We start from the raw sequence: 14,954 nt of genomic DNA, 5'->3' as shown, positions 1-14,954 counted from the left end.
ACCCAGTACCTGGAGGAAGCCGAACAACTGGCGGACCGTATCGCTATCCTGCATGGCGGAAAAATTATCACGACTGGTACCCTTACTGAACTCAAAGAGATGTTCCCGCCAGCAAAAGTGGAGTACATCGAGAAGCAGCCGACATTGGAGGAAATTTTCCTCGCGATTATCGGCAAAAAGGAGGAGATGTAAATGAAAAGCAAAACAGGGGTATTACTAGGGCGTTTAATGCGGAACATCATGCGCAGCCCGGATACGATTATCACGGTGGCGATTACGCCGATTATGATGCTGCTGCTGTTTGTCTACGTATTTGGCGGCGCCATAGAGACAGGCACGGACAACTACGTCAATTATTTATTGCCGGGAATCTTGCTGATGGCTATCGCATCCGGTGTCGCTTACACTTCACTGCGGCTGTTTACGGATGTAAAGAGTGGGCTGATGGCGCGTTTCATTACCATGCCCATCAAGCGCTCGTCGGTATTGTGGGCTCACGTGTTGACCTCACTTGTTTCCAATGCGCTTACTATTGTGGTGGTTATCCTCGTCGCCCTCTTGATGGGCTTCCGTTCCAGCGCTGATATCCTGGATTGGCTCGCGGTAGCTGGGATACTCGGGCTGTTTACGCTGGCGCTGACATGGCTGGCGGTCATTCCCGGATTGACAGCGAAGTCTATGGAAGGGGCGACAGCCTACTCGTACCCGCTGATTTTCCTGCCGTTTATCAGTTCGGCCTTTGTTCCCACTGAAACCATGCCTAAAATTGTCCGTGCGTTCGCTGAGAACCAGCCCGTGACTTCAATAGTGAATACGATTCGTGCCCTCTTGTATGAAGGGTCTGTTGGCAACGGTATCTGGATCGCGCTTGCCTGGTGTGTCGGCATCATGGTCATTGCTTACTTCTTCGCCAGTAAAGTATTTAAACGTCAGTTAGGGTAAGTACACCATTATGGGATTAGTCATATCAATAGTCAGCCACTGCGATGAATACATTTGCTATCACACTGATCATTTATAAACAACTTCTGATTTCGAAAATTATATAAAAGCTAGCATGAGTCTAGCTTTTTCTTTTTTGCCCATGATGCTCTAATCTCTTTATTTGTTATGTTTTGAATGTGTACTTTTGTTAGTGGTTTTGGAGGGGATGGGGGAATTGAAATAGAGTCAATAAAATCAAGGTAATGAATGTAAACTAATATTCAAAAGTTTATATTCATTTTGTATCAGTACATGAATGCGAAATGCTTAGAATAATAATGAGAATCCAACAAAACCTTCTCTTTTCGTTAGAATGAGAAGGTTTTTAAATTTCAATTTAATGGTTTGGGAAAATTTAATTCATGATGTTAAAACATGGGGGCAAGTATAGGTAGAACAATTTGGTTCTTGGTGATGGTAATCTACTAAATTATATAAAAGGTGGAAAGATTGAATGGGGAAAACAAAAAAAGAAGATTTAGGGTTATTTAAAATAACTGATAGAAATCGATTAAGTCCTGATAGTGCGGTAGGTCCAGTTCTTTTTAAATGTACACAACTTGAAGATGAGAATAAACTAACAGCGGGCATCATCGCGATGCCATTAAACGACCAAAGTGTCTTCAATATTAAATACATAAGCAACGAACCAGCTTTAGGAAAGGATGAAGTATACTATTGTGTAAAAGGAAATACAACTAAACTTAAAATGCTAAGAGTAACGAACGAGGTGACGGTATGAAATTGAAAAAGAAAGCTAAGGTGATGATTGTTATGACGATAGTTGCGAGTTTATTTAGTGGATGTAGTTTTTGGGAAACGAAAATAGAGTATGAACCATTTGTAAAGGCTTTGGATGAAGGGGATATGAAGACGGTTATGTCTGCGAGTGATGATGGGTATGCGCATGTGACACAAAGAGGTATATACAGTAGGTACGAAGAAAAAGAAGATGGGGAGCACAAGAAAACAATTTATCAAACTACGGAAGGTGTATATAATACGAAAGATAAAAGTTTATATGGAGAGACAACACAAGAAATCACCACTGACATAAAAAATGAGAAAAACATTGGTGATAATACAAATTATAAAGAGGAAGTTGTTTATAATACAAATATTAAGTATGAAAATGGACAGGTACAAAGGCCAGATTCTACTCTTGATGTTTCATACGTGAATTTAATTGTAGATCGTCTAAAAGGAATAGGGAAACTAAAGATGAAGCCAGGTGATGATATAAAAAAATTTGATCAGCCTAATACAGTTGTATATAGCTTAACTGAATCAGAATTTCAAAATATTATTAATGACAAGCTAAATATACAATATGATGAATATGGCGGGGCGTCAATTGTGCTTCATCTTGACTCCGCAAATGGTCCAATGCAGATATGGGAAGTAAGTATTGTTATGAATTATAAGAAGAATGATGAAGGAAAGTTAATAGAATATCTATCGCAGATACACACATATTTTGAGAGCAAAAAAAGTAATAATCAAGATGCAAAAAAAGAATATGTAGATTATAAAGCACAGTACAAAAAATAATAAATAATTAAGAAAGGAGCTAATCTGGTATGAAGAATAATGCCGGACAGGAACATGATAAAAACTTAAAGGCAGCCTCTGATTGGGGGGAATTGGAGCTGGCTGGTAAGGATATCTATGATTTTAAAGCGGGGAGATATCCGTATAGTAAAACAATCGAAGAAAATAAAGATAGATTACAAGCAAATTTTAATGCAGAGCTTATAGATCATGAAGTAGATGAAAATACAGGATTTGCATCATAAAAAAGAACGCCTTGTCCCAGTCTTTTACGCTTATTACCAGAGCAGATAACAAGTCTAGGAACTGGGTGCATGGCAAGGTGTTCTACTCTCGATATAAGAAAAAAGTAGCTGTACCTGTTTTGTTTTCCTCGGAAGATCGAATAGGTCGTCTTAGGGACACTACAGAACTTCTATATCGTTGTATCCTCTTTGTTGAACGAGAGGAACTGTTTTTGTCCTAGCAGAAACAGGAGAATCCCCTACCTCAAGTTCGTGTAGAGGTAGGGGGGAGTTCAATGAAATAGTTGGGGAAATTGCTTTATTATTCCTTCAGTAAGTGCATCCGCCATTTCTAAAGCTTCCTTCTCAATTTTGTCATACAATTGAACACCTGCTTGATAATCTTTACTTAGAATGGCTACTGCTTCAGATTTAGTCAATGCTAGGTGTTCATAAAACATTTTCCTAAATTCTTCTTTGGGTATATACGGATTTATACTACTTAAAAATTCAACAATGTCGTCTGCATTAGCGTACCATTTTTTCTCTGCAATTGATGCGGCGTTTTGATTACCAGCTTTTGCTGCTTTGACAAGATCGGCAGCAATCACTAAGTGATCTTTTATCAAATTACTGTATTTTTTTGCTGCATTGTCACCGTAGAAAGGTTTAAGAGAATTCCCCATATCTGGAGCGTTTTGAAGGAGACGTGTAATCGCAAAGTTAACATCAGGTAAATTAAAAATAATGCTAATGATAGCCATTCTTGTCCAAGCAACATGTTGTTCCCATAGTGAACGCATATAACTTTTTAAATCAACTTCATTTTTACTGACACGGTAATTCCGTACGGGTGAAAATGTAGCTGTTGAATTCCAATCTAAATAAGGGGTATCGTGTGTGAAATAATAGGATTGCCAATAAGGGTACATAATGAATACACTCCTTTTTTGAACACATATATATCACGGTATGAGAACATCTATTACTATGTGCTCATGTCCAAAGTATTTTTTTATACGTTTAGGGGAATTGTTAAGTTTTATATTCAAATTTTGAATATAAAATGAGGTTTGACTCAGATGAAAATCATCAATTGAGAGTCAGCACTTTTTTGTTTTAACCAATATTTTCTTAAAAAAGACTTCCGAAAGAACATAAGTTCGTATATAATAAGAACGAACGTTCTATCATAAAGGACGATTATCTTGTATGATTATTCTCTTTTACCTAATCGAATTATTTTGTGTGTAAATCTTCGTAGCTTTTATGCAAGTGTATCATGTATCAAAATGGGTCTGGCCCCTTTGCGTACGAAGCTAGCGGTAGTAGGGGACGTAAATCGTAATGGTTCAATTGTTCTGGCAGCGACGCCACTACTTAAGAAATTTCTCTTTTTGATAATGTAATACAGCGCGAAAAAGAAATGAAACTAACAAAAGTGATGGATGAAATACGCACTCGTTTCGGTAAAAATAGTATTTTGCGTGGCGTATCTTATACAAGTATCGCGACAGCAAGATATAGAAACACTTTATTAGGGGGACATAAATCATGAATAACGCAAACATGTCAAAAGAAAGAGGGATGGTAAAGTGGACACCATTTGCATCTATGCCGGAACAATTTGCTGGTATACGAAAGATTATTGAAGAAAAAACGAAAGTACCACGACCAATACTGACTCAAGATACGAAAGAAATGAACGAGAATAAGTTATTATTCTCGTTGTTATCCGAAGAGGAAATATTAATTACATATTATGAAGACGGTTATGTCCTTACTAGTTATATGACGGTTATTGATATCGATCCTAAAAGAAAGAATGTAATATGTACGGATGCATTTTATCACGAGAGCACTTTTAATTTTATCGATATAATTGCTGTTGAATAGAATGGAATAACAGGATAAATTTCATTATGTAGTCCAATTGGTGAGAGCTAATAATCAGTGGGGATCCCACTGATTAAAGTTTCACTTTATTAATAAATATCCAAATTTACCGATACATCGTCCACGTTCCAATGTCCTTAAAACCTAAGCGCTTATAAATCCGCCCAGCAGCTGGGTTATTATAAAATAAGCAAAGCGTTCTTCCTTCTTGAGTAAAATCCCAAATCATTTTTTGTAATATGAGTGAAGCGTATCCTCTGCCGCGATGGCTTGGATGAGTACATACTCCAACAACCATTGCAGATAAGGAATTTTCAGCTGATGTGGAAGCGGAAGCGATGATTTCTCCATTTTCTTCAATGTAGTAAGTGCGTCCTGTATTTGTTTCGAGTGATTGCCGCAAAATCTTTTCTGATTGTCCTGTTTGAGGGAATTCTTCAATGTTGCTTCGGAGCTTCATAATTCGCTCAACATCATCTATGGTTGCTAGTTTGATTGCAGTATGAAGCATTGTTTTAGGTAGTGCAGTATCATCTTTACATTCACAAAAGTACATTTTATTTTTTGTGCCAAGTTGTATGTCTTGTATGTCTTCAAATTTTTCTACAATGTCTGATTTACCCGAGATTTTTAATGGCTGATAAGTAGCAAGAATTGCCTCATAGTCAGCAGCAGAAAAATCATCTTTTCCATATGATATAAATGAATCATGAAAGCGTAGTAATACGGATTGTAATGCTCCGTTTTCTGTGGAAATGCCCCATAATTCTTGAAAGTCTGCATCGTATCCAAATGCTTCAATATCGCCAATGATAAATAGGTTAAGCGCTGCTTCTTCTTTTAGAAATGTAAGCACTTGTTCATGATCACTCTTTGTTAGTTTCCGTATCATTATAATCCCCTCTTTAGTTTGTTTTTTCTAAATATTATTACTTATCATTTTTGAAATCAATATAAAATTTTATGTTTAGTTCATAAGGTTTCGGAAAAACTAGGAAAGATATGACAAAGGAGGTTATGAACGGTGGATCATCCAATTCAAGGATTAATGAAAGCAGCAATGGAAAATTTAAAGGAAATGGTAGATGTTAATACGATTGTTGGAGAGCCTGTTCAGACGGCTGACGGCGGTGTAGTGTTAACTGTTTCCAAAGTAGCGTTTGGATTTGGAGCAGGTGGATCGGATTTTCAAACAAATGATGGTCAAAGAGCACAAGGTAATCCGGCATTTGGCGGAGGGAGCGCAGGTGGTGTTTCCATTACTCCAGTAGCTTTTCTTGTAGTGAATAAAGATGGAGTAAATATTCTTCACTTACAAAATGCCACACACCTAGCTGAAAAAATGATTGAGTTAGCGCCACAAACAATTGATAAGATTCAATCCATTTTTCAAAAAAACGAAAAGCATACTGAAAATCATCATCCGCAAAATCCAGACGAAATCGCGTAAAAAAGCCTGTTTTTCAACAGGCTTTTTTTCTTGTAATCAGTATGTAATAAAACTCATGAAATTGTAAATAGTTTTTGAAGTTTTTTCTATGTTTCTAAAATTTTTCATGTTAAAATATGCTATAGAATTGAAACATATAAAACGAAGGTGGCTAGGTGCTTTGTCTGGAGGATCTGACCAAGTAAAGAATATGATATATATTAATGGTAATCGTCGGGGTCATTGTTTTATTACATCTGGAATTACATTTGAAGAGTTTGCAAGTAATATCCCATCACCGCTTCATCAAGTGTTGCTTTTGAAACATAATTTTGAGTGGACTGATTTTCACTATCATACTTTATTTGAATATGTTGAAGAAGAAAACATACATAAATTAATTAAAGCAGAGATTGATGAATTTGATGAGTTCTGTTGGGTGGATTTTGATGACGCAAGCGATTTAGATGAATTGGAGCCAAAGGAAATTGCAGAATTGTTATATTTGGCTCACAAAAAAGAACCACTTGGGAGAGCGTTTTTCCCACTTTTGAAAAATAGATTTGTCTATTTTTCACATGATGACGGTTGGTACAACAAAGTGTATTACCGTAGAATCGCTGATTTTGTAGGAATGCTTAGCAAAGTAATTCCGTACAAACTCGGTTCATTTGGAAAAAAACGATTCTCTTTCTTTCAAAAATCAAAAATATTTCCAGCAATTTCAAAAGAAGTTATTCTTGGGCTTGTTCCATTAATGGAAGACGGGCTGTATATTGATTTAGCGGGGAAAATTGAGTCAAGAAGAGGTTTAGAGATTCCTGTATATGTAGTTGGTTCGTATGAAAGTACGGATGAAGTACTAGATAACATAGAGGAATTAAAAGAAGGTGCAACCGAAACTGGCTGGCTTATTTTTGATAAGAAAGAACAAGAGTGGCAATGGGTTGTGGACTAAGAGAACTTGACGAATTAGGTCAAGTTTTCTTGTTTTTTGAAAGGAGAAAAAATGAAGAAATATTATACAGCAGTAGGTATTGTCAGCATTATCCTTGTTGCAGTACTACTTTTAACTTGTCCGAAAGAGTCTGATTTCAGGTCTTACTTAGAGGATAAGTATGCAATGATTTGTAATCAAGATAGCTTTGAATGTACACAAAATGTAGGTAAGAAAGAACAAAAAATGAAGTTTGTAAGTACGAATACACGAAACGGTGTATTTTTTATAACAGTGAAACAAACTTTTGAAATGGAAAATGGTAAACAGAAAGAGTATAGCGGACTGGGTATATTTGGTGCATTTCTTTTTGTTACGGAAAAGACTTTCTAATTATAGAAGGTCTTTTTTTTATGCATATGTTCATATAGATGAAGTAAGACAAGCATAGGAGGGATGAGAATGAAAAAAATATGTGTAGTTTGTGGTGGAGAAGAATTTTTTTCATCTACATTATATGCACGTACGAAACAAGACTGGGCATATGCCCCTAACATGTATCGTTTTGAAAAGGTATTTATTGAACAGCGGGATGAAGAGAATTATCCAGTGTTTCAAGAAATTACAGCAAAACATTGTTGTGGATGCGGACATATTATGCTGTATCATGAGTGAACACACCAAGTAATACTTGGTGTGTTTTTATAATGCTGATAAAGCAAGTGGATACAATAACGTAAATAAAACAGAAAAGCTACCAAATCCAATGGCTGTATATCCGAGTGTTTTTGCTCCAAAATTAACAGCCAATAAGCCAATTAAAATGGAAAGGGAACCAAGGGTAACTGGATAAAAGGCAATTGAGAATAAAGAAAGAAATAGTGCTACATAACCGATAAGTGTACCAGCGTTTGTACCTTCTATTTCATGTGCAATTTCTTTACGTCTATGTCTAATTGGAAGATGCCCTGGCGAGATTTCAGCTGCATATTCTTCGTTTTTTTCACCACTCTTAAAATGATGTGTTCGCTTTTTCGGCATGTACATCCCTCTCTTTCAATTGGGTGTATCTTTATTATTTTTCATAAAGAAGAGAATATGAGTATGAGTTATATCCAAGTTAAGCAAAATTTGGAGAATGTATGAGTCTGTTGCTATCTTATCCATCTCTCCATGAGAATAAACAGGAATATAGGAAAATGATGTAGAATGGAATGAATGAAAACAAGTGAAAGTAGGGGGAAACATGACAAAGTTTAATTGGCATAAATCAGCAGAAAAAAAGTGGGACAACAATGCGGAATCTTGGAATCAAAATAGTCAAGAAATGTGGGATCATGGGAGTCGGAGTACAATCATTCCGTTTTTTGAAAAGTATGTAGAAAATGGTGTGGCAGTTTTAGATGTCGGATGTGGTGATGGATATGGTACATATAAATTAAGTCTCGCAGGATATAAGGCGTGTGGTATAGATTTATCCGAACAAATGATTCAAAAGGGAAAGAAACGCGGGGAAGGGCCTAATTTGTCATTTGTAAAGGGAGATCTTTCTTCATTGCCCTTTGAAAATGAGCAATTTCCAGCCATATTAGCAGTGAACTCGTTAGAATGGACAGAGCAGCCGCTACAGGCGTTACATGAGATAAAGCGTGTTTTGAGGTCTGACGGATATGCGTGTATTGCTATTTTAGGACCAACAGCAAAACCACGTGAAAATAGTTATCCTCGTTTATATGGAAAAGATGTCGTATGTAATACGATGATGCCTTGGGAATTTGAAAAGCTTGCAGAGGAGCAAGGGTTTCAAGTTGTGGATGGTATAGGCGTATATAAACGAGGGGTAAATGAAAAAATGCTTGGACAATTATCGGTAGAATTGCAACAAGCATTAACATTTTTGTGGGTATTTATGTTGAAAAAATAATGCCTGAAGAAATGCGCAAAATTTAGGAGGGAAATAAGTGCAGAAAATACAAAAAACTGATACAATATCAACAGAACCAATTAAAGGGGGACTAGGGTATATGACAACTACTACAACAGTTAAATCCGATATTGAAATTGCACAAGAAGCAAGTATGAAGAAAATTCAAGAGATTGCAGCGGAGTTAAACATTTTAGAAGAAGAACTAGAGCCTTATGGTCATTATAAAGGGAAGTTATCTCTTGATATTTTTAAGCGCTTACAAACCGAAAAGGACGGAAAAGTTGTTTTAGTAACAGCGATTAACCCGACTCCAGCAGGAGAAGGTAAATCAACAGTAACAGTTGGTTTAGGTCAAGCTTTTAATAAAATTGGTAAAAAAGCAGTAATTGCACTTCGTGAGCCATCACTTGGACCAACAATGGGACTAAAGGGCGGTGCAGCAGGTGGAGGTTATTCACAAGTTGTACCAATGGAAGATATCAATCTTCACTTTACTGGTGATATTCATGCCATTACAACTGCAAATAACGCATTAGCAGCGTTTATCGATAACCATATTCAACAAGGAAATACACTTAAAATTGATACGCGAAAAATCGTATGGAAGCGTTGTGTCGATTTAAATGACCGTGCACTGCGTAATGTGGTAATTGGTCTTGGTGGGCCAGTTCAAGGTGTACCGCGTGAAGACGGTTTTGATATTACAGTAGCATCTGAAATTATGGCTGTATTCTGCCTTGCGACAGATATTCAAGATTTAAAAGCACGTTTATCTCGCATTGTCGTTGCTTATAATATGGACAACGAGCCTGTAACAGTTAAAGATTTAGGCGTAGAAGGAGCGTTAACACTTTTATTAAAAGATGCGTTAAAACCAAACTTAGTACAAACATTAGAAAATACACCAGCAATCATTCATGGTGGACCATTCGCTAATATCGCTCACGGTTGTAACAGTGTTATCGCTACAACAATGGCAGCAAAATTAGGTGATTATGTAATCACGGAAGCTGGTTTCGGTGCGGACTTAGGTGCTGAAAAATTCTTAGATATTAAAGCGCGTGCAGCTGGTATTAAACCAGAAGCAGTCGTTATCGTTGCGACAATTCGTGCGCTTAAAATGCACGGCGGTGTGGCGAGAGATCAGCTGAAAGAAGAAAATGTAGATGCGCTAGCAAAAGGAATGGAAAACTTACAAAAACATGTTGAAACAATTCAAGCGTTCGGTGTTCCATTCGTAATCGCAATTAATAAATTCATTACAGATACAGATGCAGAAGTTGCATACTTACAAGAATGGTGCAACGAGCGTGGCTACGAAGTATCCTTAACAGAAGTTTGGGAAAAAGGTGGCCAAGGTGGTGTAGACCTTGCTGAGAAAGTATTAAAAGTAATTGAAAAAGGTGACAACAAATACGCACCACTTTATGATTTAGAATTACCATTAGAAGAAAAAATTCGTACAATTGCTCAAAAAGTATACGGCGCAAAAGATATTGAATTTGCTCCGAAAGCACGTAAGCAATTGGCTCAATTTACAGGGGAAGGTTGGAGTAACCTACCAGTATGTATGGCGAAAACACAATACTCTCTTTCTGACGATGCAACAAAATTAGGTCGACCATCTGACTTTATTGTTACAATTCGTGAACTGAAACCATCTATCGGTGCAGGATTTATTGTAGCGTTAACTGGAACAATGTTAACAATGCCAGGTCTTCCAAAACAACCAGCTGCTCTTCAAATGGACGTAAATGAAGATGGAAAAGCAGTAGGTTTATTCTAAAAGGTTGTAATTCATCTCGTTTATCTGTAAACTATATATACATCAAGTGGCGCCTTTCCATCGAAAGGCGCCTGTTTTTTGGAGGAAATTATGTTTGATCCAACTGCTTTTGACAACTTAAAAGTGATCGTTGAAGGAGCTGTCTATGATTTTGATTTACATGGCGATATTCTTGTAACGGATCGAAAAGATATGATGGACCTTGCATCGCTAAGCCGTATATATCATATTTCATTTCAATTAAATGAACAGTTTGAACAGCTAGTAGAAGCGACATTCTCACTGTCTGTAGATGCGAAGAATCTATCAGGTGAGATATTAGAGGTACCACAGTTTATACCAGGCTGTGAAATGAAATTACGCTTCGCGTTCCCGTTACAGCAACCAGAAGCAGAGTGTCAAGATATCGAAAACTTGTTACAATCTATCTGGGGAAAAGAGCGAATGATTACGCAACAAATTTCATACGAATATAATAAGCAAGCGATTTCATATCATAATAAGGTAGAAGTTCTATTTCAAAAAGCGATTACAGAAGACCATGTTGATGATTTAATAGCTGTTATTTCTCACATGATAGAAACAGTGCGAGCAATACAACATTTTCTTCAAAAATAGAGATAAAGGAGAAAAACAAATGATAAAAGACATGCAACCATTTTTGCAACAAGCTTGGGAGAAGGCTGGTTTTAAAGAATTTACTGAAATTCAAAAACAAGCAATTCCAATGATTTTAGAAGGACAAGACGTTATAGCTGAATCTCCAACTGGAACAGGAAAAACATTAGCGTACTTATTACCACTTTTACATAAAATTAATCCTGAAGTGAAACAACCACAGGTTGTCATTTTAGCTCCAACACGTGAACTTGTTATGCAAATTCATGAAGAAGTTCAAAAGTTTACAGCAGGAACTGATATTTCAGGTGCATCTTTAATTGGTGGTGCGGATATTAAGCGCCAAGTGGAAAGATTGAAGAAACATCCGAAGGTAATCGTTGGTTCACCAGGACGTATTTTAGAATTAATTCGCATGAAAAAATTAAAAATGCACGAAGTGAAAACAATTGTATTTGATGAATTTGATCAAATTGTAAAACAAAAGATGATGGAAGCTGTGTTTGATGTAATTAAATCCACAATGCGTGATCGTCAACTAGTATTCTTCTCTGCAACAATGACAAAAGACGCAGAAGAAGTAGCACGCGATTTTGCGGTTGAACCAGAATTAGTTCGCATTAAACGTACGGAAACAAAAAGTTTAGTTGAGCATACGTATATCGTTTGTGAGCGTCGTGAAAAAAATGATTACATTAGAAGAGTTATGCATACTGGCAATGTAAAAGCGGTAGCCTTTTTAAATGATCCATATCGTTTAGACGAGATTGCTGAAAAATTAAAGTATCGCAAAATGAAAGCAGCCGCACTTCATGCAGAAGCAAATAAACAAGAACGTGAAGCAACGATGCGCGCATTCCGTCAAGGGAAAATAGAAATCCTACTTGCCACTGATATTGCAGCGCGTGGGTTAGATATTGATGATTTAACGCACGTGATTCACTTAGAATTACCTGATACTTTAGACCAATATATTCACCGTTCAGGTCGTACCGGACGTATGGGGAAAGAGGGGACAGTTGTTTCCCTTGTTACTCCGCAAGAAGAGCGTAAACTACTCCAATTTGCGAAGAAATTAGGCATTCAGTTTAAGAAACAAGAAATGTTTAAAGGGACATTTGTAGAGTCTAAACCGAAAGCACCAAAGAAAAAGAAACCTGCATTTACTGGGAAGAAGAAGCCTAGATAAATAATGAAAAGACAGATGTAACTATGGATAGAACATAGTTACGTCTTTTTATTTTTTCAGAAGGAACAGCATAGAGAATGTCGAATGTTACTGTTAAATGGACTATATTGAAATAGCGATGCGATATAGTGGAATTACTAAGTAAATAAAATAGTAGAAGAAATGATAAAAAGCCCTCATATTAAAGAAATGAAGGCTTTAAAATTATTAAAAAATATTTGTAGTAGATCTATTGTTAGAGAGCTGTTCTAGATAGAATACTCCTTTCTCAATAGCAGTCTCTACATAACCGACGATTTGATCAAATGTGAATACTTGTAAGTTTGTATGCAAATCTTGCTTGGAATACAGCATATCATCAAAAATAAGCTTTTTAAAAGCTAGCACATTTTCTTCTGAAACTTCTTCAATATTTGCTATGGTTGCTTTTTGATTAAGGAAAGGAAATAATTGCTGATCTTTATCGTAGAGATGTAACAATTTTCCGTTTAATAATTTGAAATCATTATGGTACATAGATAAAATTGTTTGATCGTGCTCGATTCTATTTTTGAGCCAAGGAAGAAAAAAACCGTTGAGCCAATTATCATCAGCAATAAGGTGTGTATAATACCCTAAAATGAAAGAGGAATCCATGTACTTTTTATATTTTTGAAGAAATGTACCGTAATCAATTCTTCTGGTATAGTTTTTTGTTGTACCAGCATAAAAATGTGATACGTTTTTTTCCTCTTTTGAATGAACTGCATCAGGAGCTACTCCCCCAAGCAAGAAAGATGTTTTATCAGGGATGGATAATTTCTCTGCAATACCATTTGCGATAATCAAATGCATAATTCGTGACCCCATGAATGACACCTCTATTTAACAGTCAGAATGATTTTTCCTGTACTCTGTCTACTTTCGACCCATTCATGTGCTTTCCCTGCATCTCGAAGTGTAAAGCATTTACCAATTGCAATTTGTAGGCTTCCATCACGTAAATACTGAAAAACTTGGTTAGCGGTATGACAAAGTAAGTGAGGACGTTTCTTACGAGTTGTTCCAAAGCTAAAGCCAAGAATAGAACGACAGCTTGCATGTAAATCCTTTGTCCGAAATGTGCCAATTTCCCCGCTAGCATTACCAAAATGGACAAGGCGACCATAGTAAGCCAAACACTCCAAGCTATTTTCTGATACTGCCCCGGAAATGGAATCCAAAATAACATCGGCACCTTTACCACCCGTAAGTTCATTTGCCTTTTTACTAAAATCCTCATCTTGATAACAAATAACATGATCAGCCCCAGCTTCTAAAGCAACTTTCTTTTTCGCTTTATTTCCGACTGTTCCAATAATTTTTCCAGCCCCTAGTATTTTTGCTAATTGAATCGATGTTGTTCCGATACCACCAGCCGCAGCATGAATAAGAACGGTTTCACCTTGCTGTAATCTTGCTATATTCGCAAGCAGGTTGTAGCTCGTAAAAGATACAACAGGACAAGCAGCGGCGGTTGTGAAGTCAACTTCATCAGGTAACACAAACGTAAGGTTTTCATTGGCGACAACATATTCAGCATACGATCCATTAAGAGGAAAGGCGATTACACGCTGTCCTACGCGGATGTTTTTTACACTAGAACCTACCTGTTCTACAATACCTGCGGCGTCTATGCCAGGAATAAATGGGAGTTTTCGATTTCCCTTTTTACCGTAGCGAGATTTAATATCGGCAAAATTGACGCTTGTAGCAATAACGCGAATTAACACCTGCTTTTCATTAAAAGTCGGCATATCTACTTCTGTATACTTCATTGTTTCAGGTCCACCGAATGCAGTTACAACAATAGCTTTCATTTGTATATCCTCCTAAAAATACCTTCTACATATTATTTTAAATACCAATCATAAAATGGGAAATTATATAATTGTTATAAGAGGTCATAAGCTACCGTTATAAAGTAATAAGTTTTAAATCATTATATTAATTTATATCGAAAATAATTTTAAAAAAACGAACGAAATGTTTTTTACTTGCCAATATATAGTGTAAGACAAAGGAGGGAAGAGGCATGGATCAGGAAACAGACTATCACAATCTCATCGAGCGGACTTTATCAGGAAGTCAAGAGGCATACAGTGAACTGTATGATAAAACAATCCAAGATATCTATAGGACAGCACATTTCTTGATAGAGGAGAAAGTGGATGTAGACGATGTCGTTCAGGAAATATATATACAGCTTTATCAATCCCTTAGCAAGTATGATAGAGAACGACCTTTTCGGCCATGGTTAATGGGACTTGCGGTAAGGTAAATTCACTCATATAGGAGAAATAGGTGGATGCGTCTACGTATTGTAAAGAAAGCAGAAGAACAGAAGAAACCAATTGAATTTGACTTTTCTAGTGATGTTGTGAATAGAGTTTCA

General features: G+C 36.6%; 17 protein-coding genes and 5 pseudogenes. 17 read left to right on the top strand and 5 right to left on the bottom strand.

Annotated features, from left to right (window positions below; genetic code table 11):
- The 5 genes and pseudogenes from C568_RS34900 to C568_RS0124680 form a co-directional block, all read left to right on the top strand.
- Positions 1 to 192: pseudogene (locus C568_RS34900) on the top strand (ABC transporter ATP-binding protein); the annotation flags it as partial.
- Positions 193 to 942 (top strand): ABC transporter permease, encoded by a 750-nt coding sequence (locus tag C568_RS0124695; protein WP_006094654.1) that lies wholly within the window; start codon positions 193 to 195, stop codon positions 940 to 942.
- Between the two features lie 496 nt (positions 943 to 1,438).
- The gene (locus C568_RS0124690; RefSeq protein ID WP_006094655.1) at positions 1,439 to 1,726 is read left to right on the top strand and encodes a hypothetical protein; all 288 of its coding nucleotides are present in this window, start codon (positions 1,439 to 1,441) and stop codon (positions 1,724 to 1,726) included.
- Positions 1,723 to 2,535, top strand: coding sequence for a DUF3952 domain-containing protein (locus C568_RS0124685; RefSeq protein ID WP_018783027.1), 813 nt, complete (start codon positions 1,723 to 1,725; stop codon positions 2,533 to 2,535). Before C568_RS0124690 ends, C568_RS0124685 begins: the two co-directional genes overlap by 4 nt.
- Positions 2,536 to 2,564: 29 nt before the next feature.
- A pseudogene (locus C568_RS0124680) lies at positions 2,565 to 2,777 on the top strand (lipase); the annotation flags it as partial.
- A gap of 275 nt (positions 2,778 to 3,052) precedes the next feature.
- On the opposite strand, the gene C568_RS0124675 reads toward C568_RS0124680, so the two are convergent.
- On the bottom strand, positions 3,053 to 3,691 hold the full coding sequence (locus C568_RS0124675; protein WP_018783026.1) for a hypothetical protein: 639 nt from the start codon (positions 3,689 to 3,691) through the stop codon (positions 3,053 to 3,055).
- 276 nt (positions 3,692 to 3,967) lie between these two features.
- On the opposite strand from C568_RS0124675, the pseudogene C568_RS33650 reads away from it, so the two are divergent.
- From C568_RS33650 to C568_RS0124670, 3 genes and pseudogenes are all read left to right on the top strand, one after another.
- Positions 3,968 to 4,144: pseudogene (locus tag C568_RS33650) on the top strand (DNA repair protein); the annotation flags it as partial.
- A pseudogene (locus C568_RS33645) lies at positions 4,144 to 4,317 on the top strand (DNA repair protein); the annotation flags it as partial. The pseudogenes C568_RS33650 and C568_RS33645, both read left to right, overlap by 1 nt.
- Complete coding sequence (locus tag C568_RS0124670) at positions 4,314 to 4,655, top strand: YolD-like family protein (protein ID WP_018783025.1); 342 nt, start codon at positions 4,314 to 4,316, stop codon at positions 4,653 to 4,655. The pseudogene C568_RS33645 and the gene C568_RS0124670, both read left to right, overlap by 4 nt.
- A 106-nt stretch (positions 4,656 to 4,761) precedes the next feature.
- Here the strand turns inward: C568_RS0124670 and C568_RS0124665 are convergent, their stop codons facing one another.
- Positions 4,762 to 5,547, bottom strand: coding sequence for a GNAT family N-acetyltransferase (locus tag C568_RS0124665; protein WP_018783024.1), 786 nt, complete (start codon positions 5,545 to 5,547; stop codon positions 4,762 to 4,764).
- A gap of 132 nt (positions 5,548 to 5,679) precedes the next feature.
- Here C568_RS0124665 and ytfJ point away from each other — a divergent pair, with 132 nt between their 5' ends.
- The 4 genes from ytfJ to C568_RS0124645 all read left to right on the top strand — a co-directional run bounded on the left by ytfJ (position 5,680) and on the right by C568_RS0124645 (position 7,696).
- Positions 5,680 to 6,105: a GerW family sporulation protein gene (ytfJ, locus tag C568_RS0124660; RefSeq protein ID WP_000349994.1), complete on the top strand. Its 426-nt coding sequence runs from the start codon at positions 5,680 to 5,682 to the stop codon at positions 6,103 to 6,105.
- A gap of 160 nt (positions 6,106 to 6,265) precedes the next feature.
- The gene (locus C568_RS0124655) at positions 6,266 to 7,042 is read left to right on the top strand and encodes a hypothetical protein (protein ID WP_016114639.1); all 777 of its coding nucleotides are present in this window, start codon (positions 6,266 to 6,268) and stop codon (positions 7,040 to 7,042) included.
- A gap of 51 nt (positions 7,043 to 7,093) precedes the next feature.
- Entirely contained in the window at positions 7,094 to 7,414 is a 321-nt protein-coding gene (locus C568_RS0124650; RefSeq protein WP_018783023.1) for a hypothetical protein, read from the top strand.
- Positions 7,415 to 7,483: 69 nt separating this feature from the next.
- Positions 7,484 to 7,696: a hypothetical protein gene (locus C568_RS0124645; RefSeq protein ID WP_018783022.1), complete on the top strand. Its 213-nt coding sequence runs from the start codon at positions 7,484 to 7,486 to the stop codon at positions 7,694 to 7,696.
- A 27-nt stretch (positions 7,697 to 7,723) separates the two neighbouring features.
- Here C568_RS0124645 and C568_RS0124640 read toward each other — a convergent pair whose 3' ends face one another.
- Positions 7,724 to 8,062, bottom strand: coding sequence for a hypothetical protein (locus tag C568_RS0124640; protein WP_006094661.1), 339 nt, complete (start codon positions 8,060 to 8,062; stop codon positions 7,724 to 7,726).
- Between the two features lie 205 nt (positions 8,063 to 8,267).
- Between C568_RS0124640 and C568_RS0124635 the strand changes: the two genes are divergently transcribed.
- From C568_RS0124635 to C568_RS0124620, 4 genes are all read left to right on the top strand, one after another.
- Positions 8,268 to 8,945, top strand: a complete 678-nt coding sequence (locus C568_RS0124635) for a class I SAM-dependent methyltransferase (RefSeq protein ID WP_018783021.1) — start codon at positions 8,268 to 8,270, stop codon at positions 8,943 to 8,945.
- 100 nt (positions 8,946 to 9,045) lie between these two features.
- Positions 9,046 to 10,734 (top strand): formate--tetrahydrofolate ligase, encoded by a 1,689-nt coding sequence (locus tag C568_RS0124630; RefSeq protein WP_029427715.1) that lies wholly within the window; start codon positions 9,046 to 9,048, stop codon positions 10,732 to 10,734.
- Positions 10,735 to 10,824: 90 nt separating this feature from the next.
- The gene (locus tag C568_RS0124625) at positions 10,825 to 11,352 is read left to right on the top strand and encodes a hypothetical protein (RefSeq protein ID WP_006094663.1); all 528 of its coding nucleotides are present in this window, start codon (positions 10,825 to 10,827) and stop codon (positions 11,350 to 11,352) included.
- A gap of 19 nt (positions 11,353 to 11,371) precedes the next feature.
- Entirely contained in the window at positions 11,372 to 12,541 is a 1,170-nt protein-coding gene (locus tag C568_RS0124620) for a DEAD/DEAH box helicase (protein WP_018783020.1), read from the top strand.
- 207 nt (positions 12,542 to 12,748) lie between these two features.
- Here the strand turns inward: C568_RS0124620 and C568_RS0124615 are convergent, their stop codons facing one another.
- On the bottom strand, positions 12,749 to 13,390 hold the full coding sequence (locus tag C568_RS0124615) for a zinc dependent phospholipase C family protein (RefSeq protein ID WP_018783019.1): 642 nt from the start codon (positions 13,388 to 13,390) through the stop codon (positions 12,749 to 12,751).
- A gap of 11 nt (positions 13,391 to 13,401) precedes the next feature.
- Positions 13,402 to 14,379, bottom strand: coding sequence for a quinone oxidoreductase family protein (locus tag C568_RS0124610; RefSeq protein WP_018783018.1), 978 nt, complete (start codon positions 14,377 to 14,379; stop codon positions 13,402 to 13,404).
- Between the two features lie 215 nt (positions 14,380 to 14,594).
- On the opposite strand from C568_RS0124610, the pseudogene C568_RS31215 reads away from it, so the two are divergent.
- Positions 14,595 to 14,954 (top strand): annotated as a pseudogene (locus C568_RS31215) (sigma-70 family RNA polymerase sigma factor); the annotation flags it as partial.

It is taken from the genome of Bacillus sp. 95MFCvi2.1 (assembly GCF_000374965.1).
GTDB classification, from domain to species: Bacteria; Bacillota; Bacilli; order Bacillales; family Bacillaceae_G; genus Bacillus_A; species Bacillus_A pseudomycoides.
The sequence above is the reverse complement of the archived record's forward strand: the minus strand, read 5'-3'. Positions and strand labels throughout refer to the sequence as shown.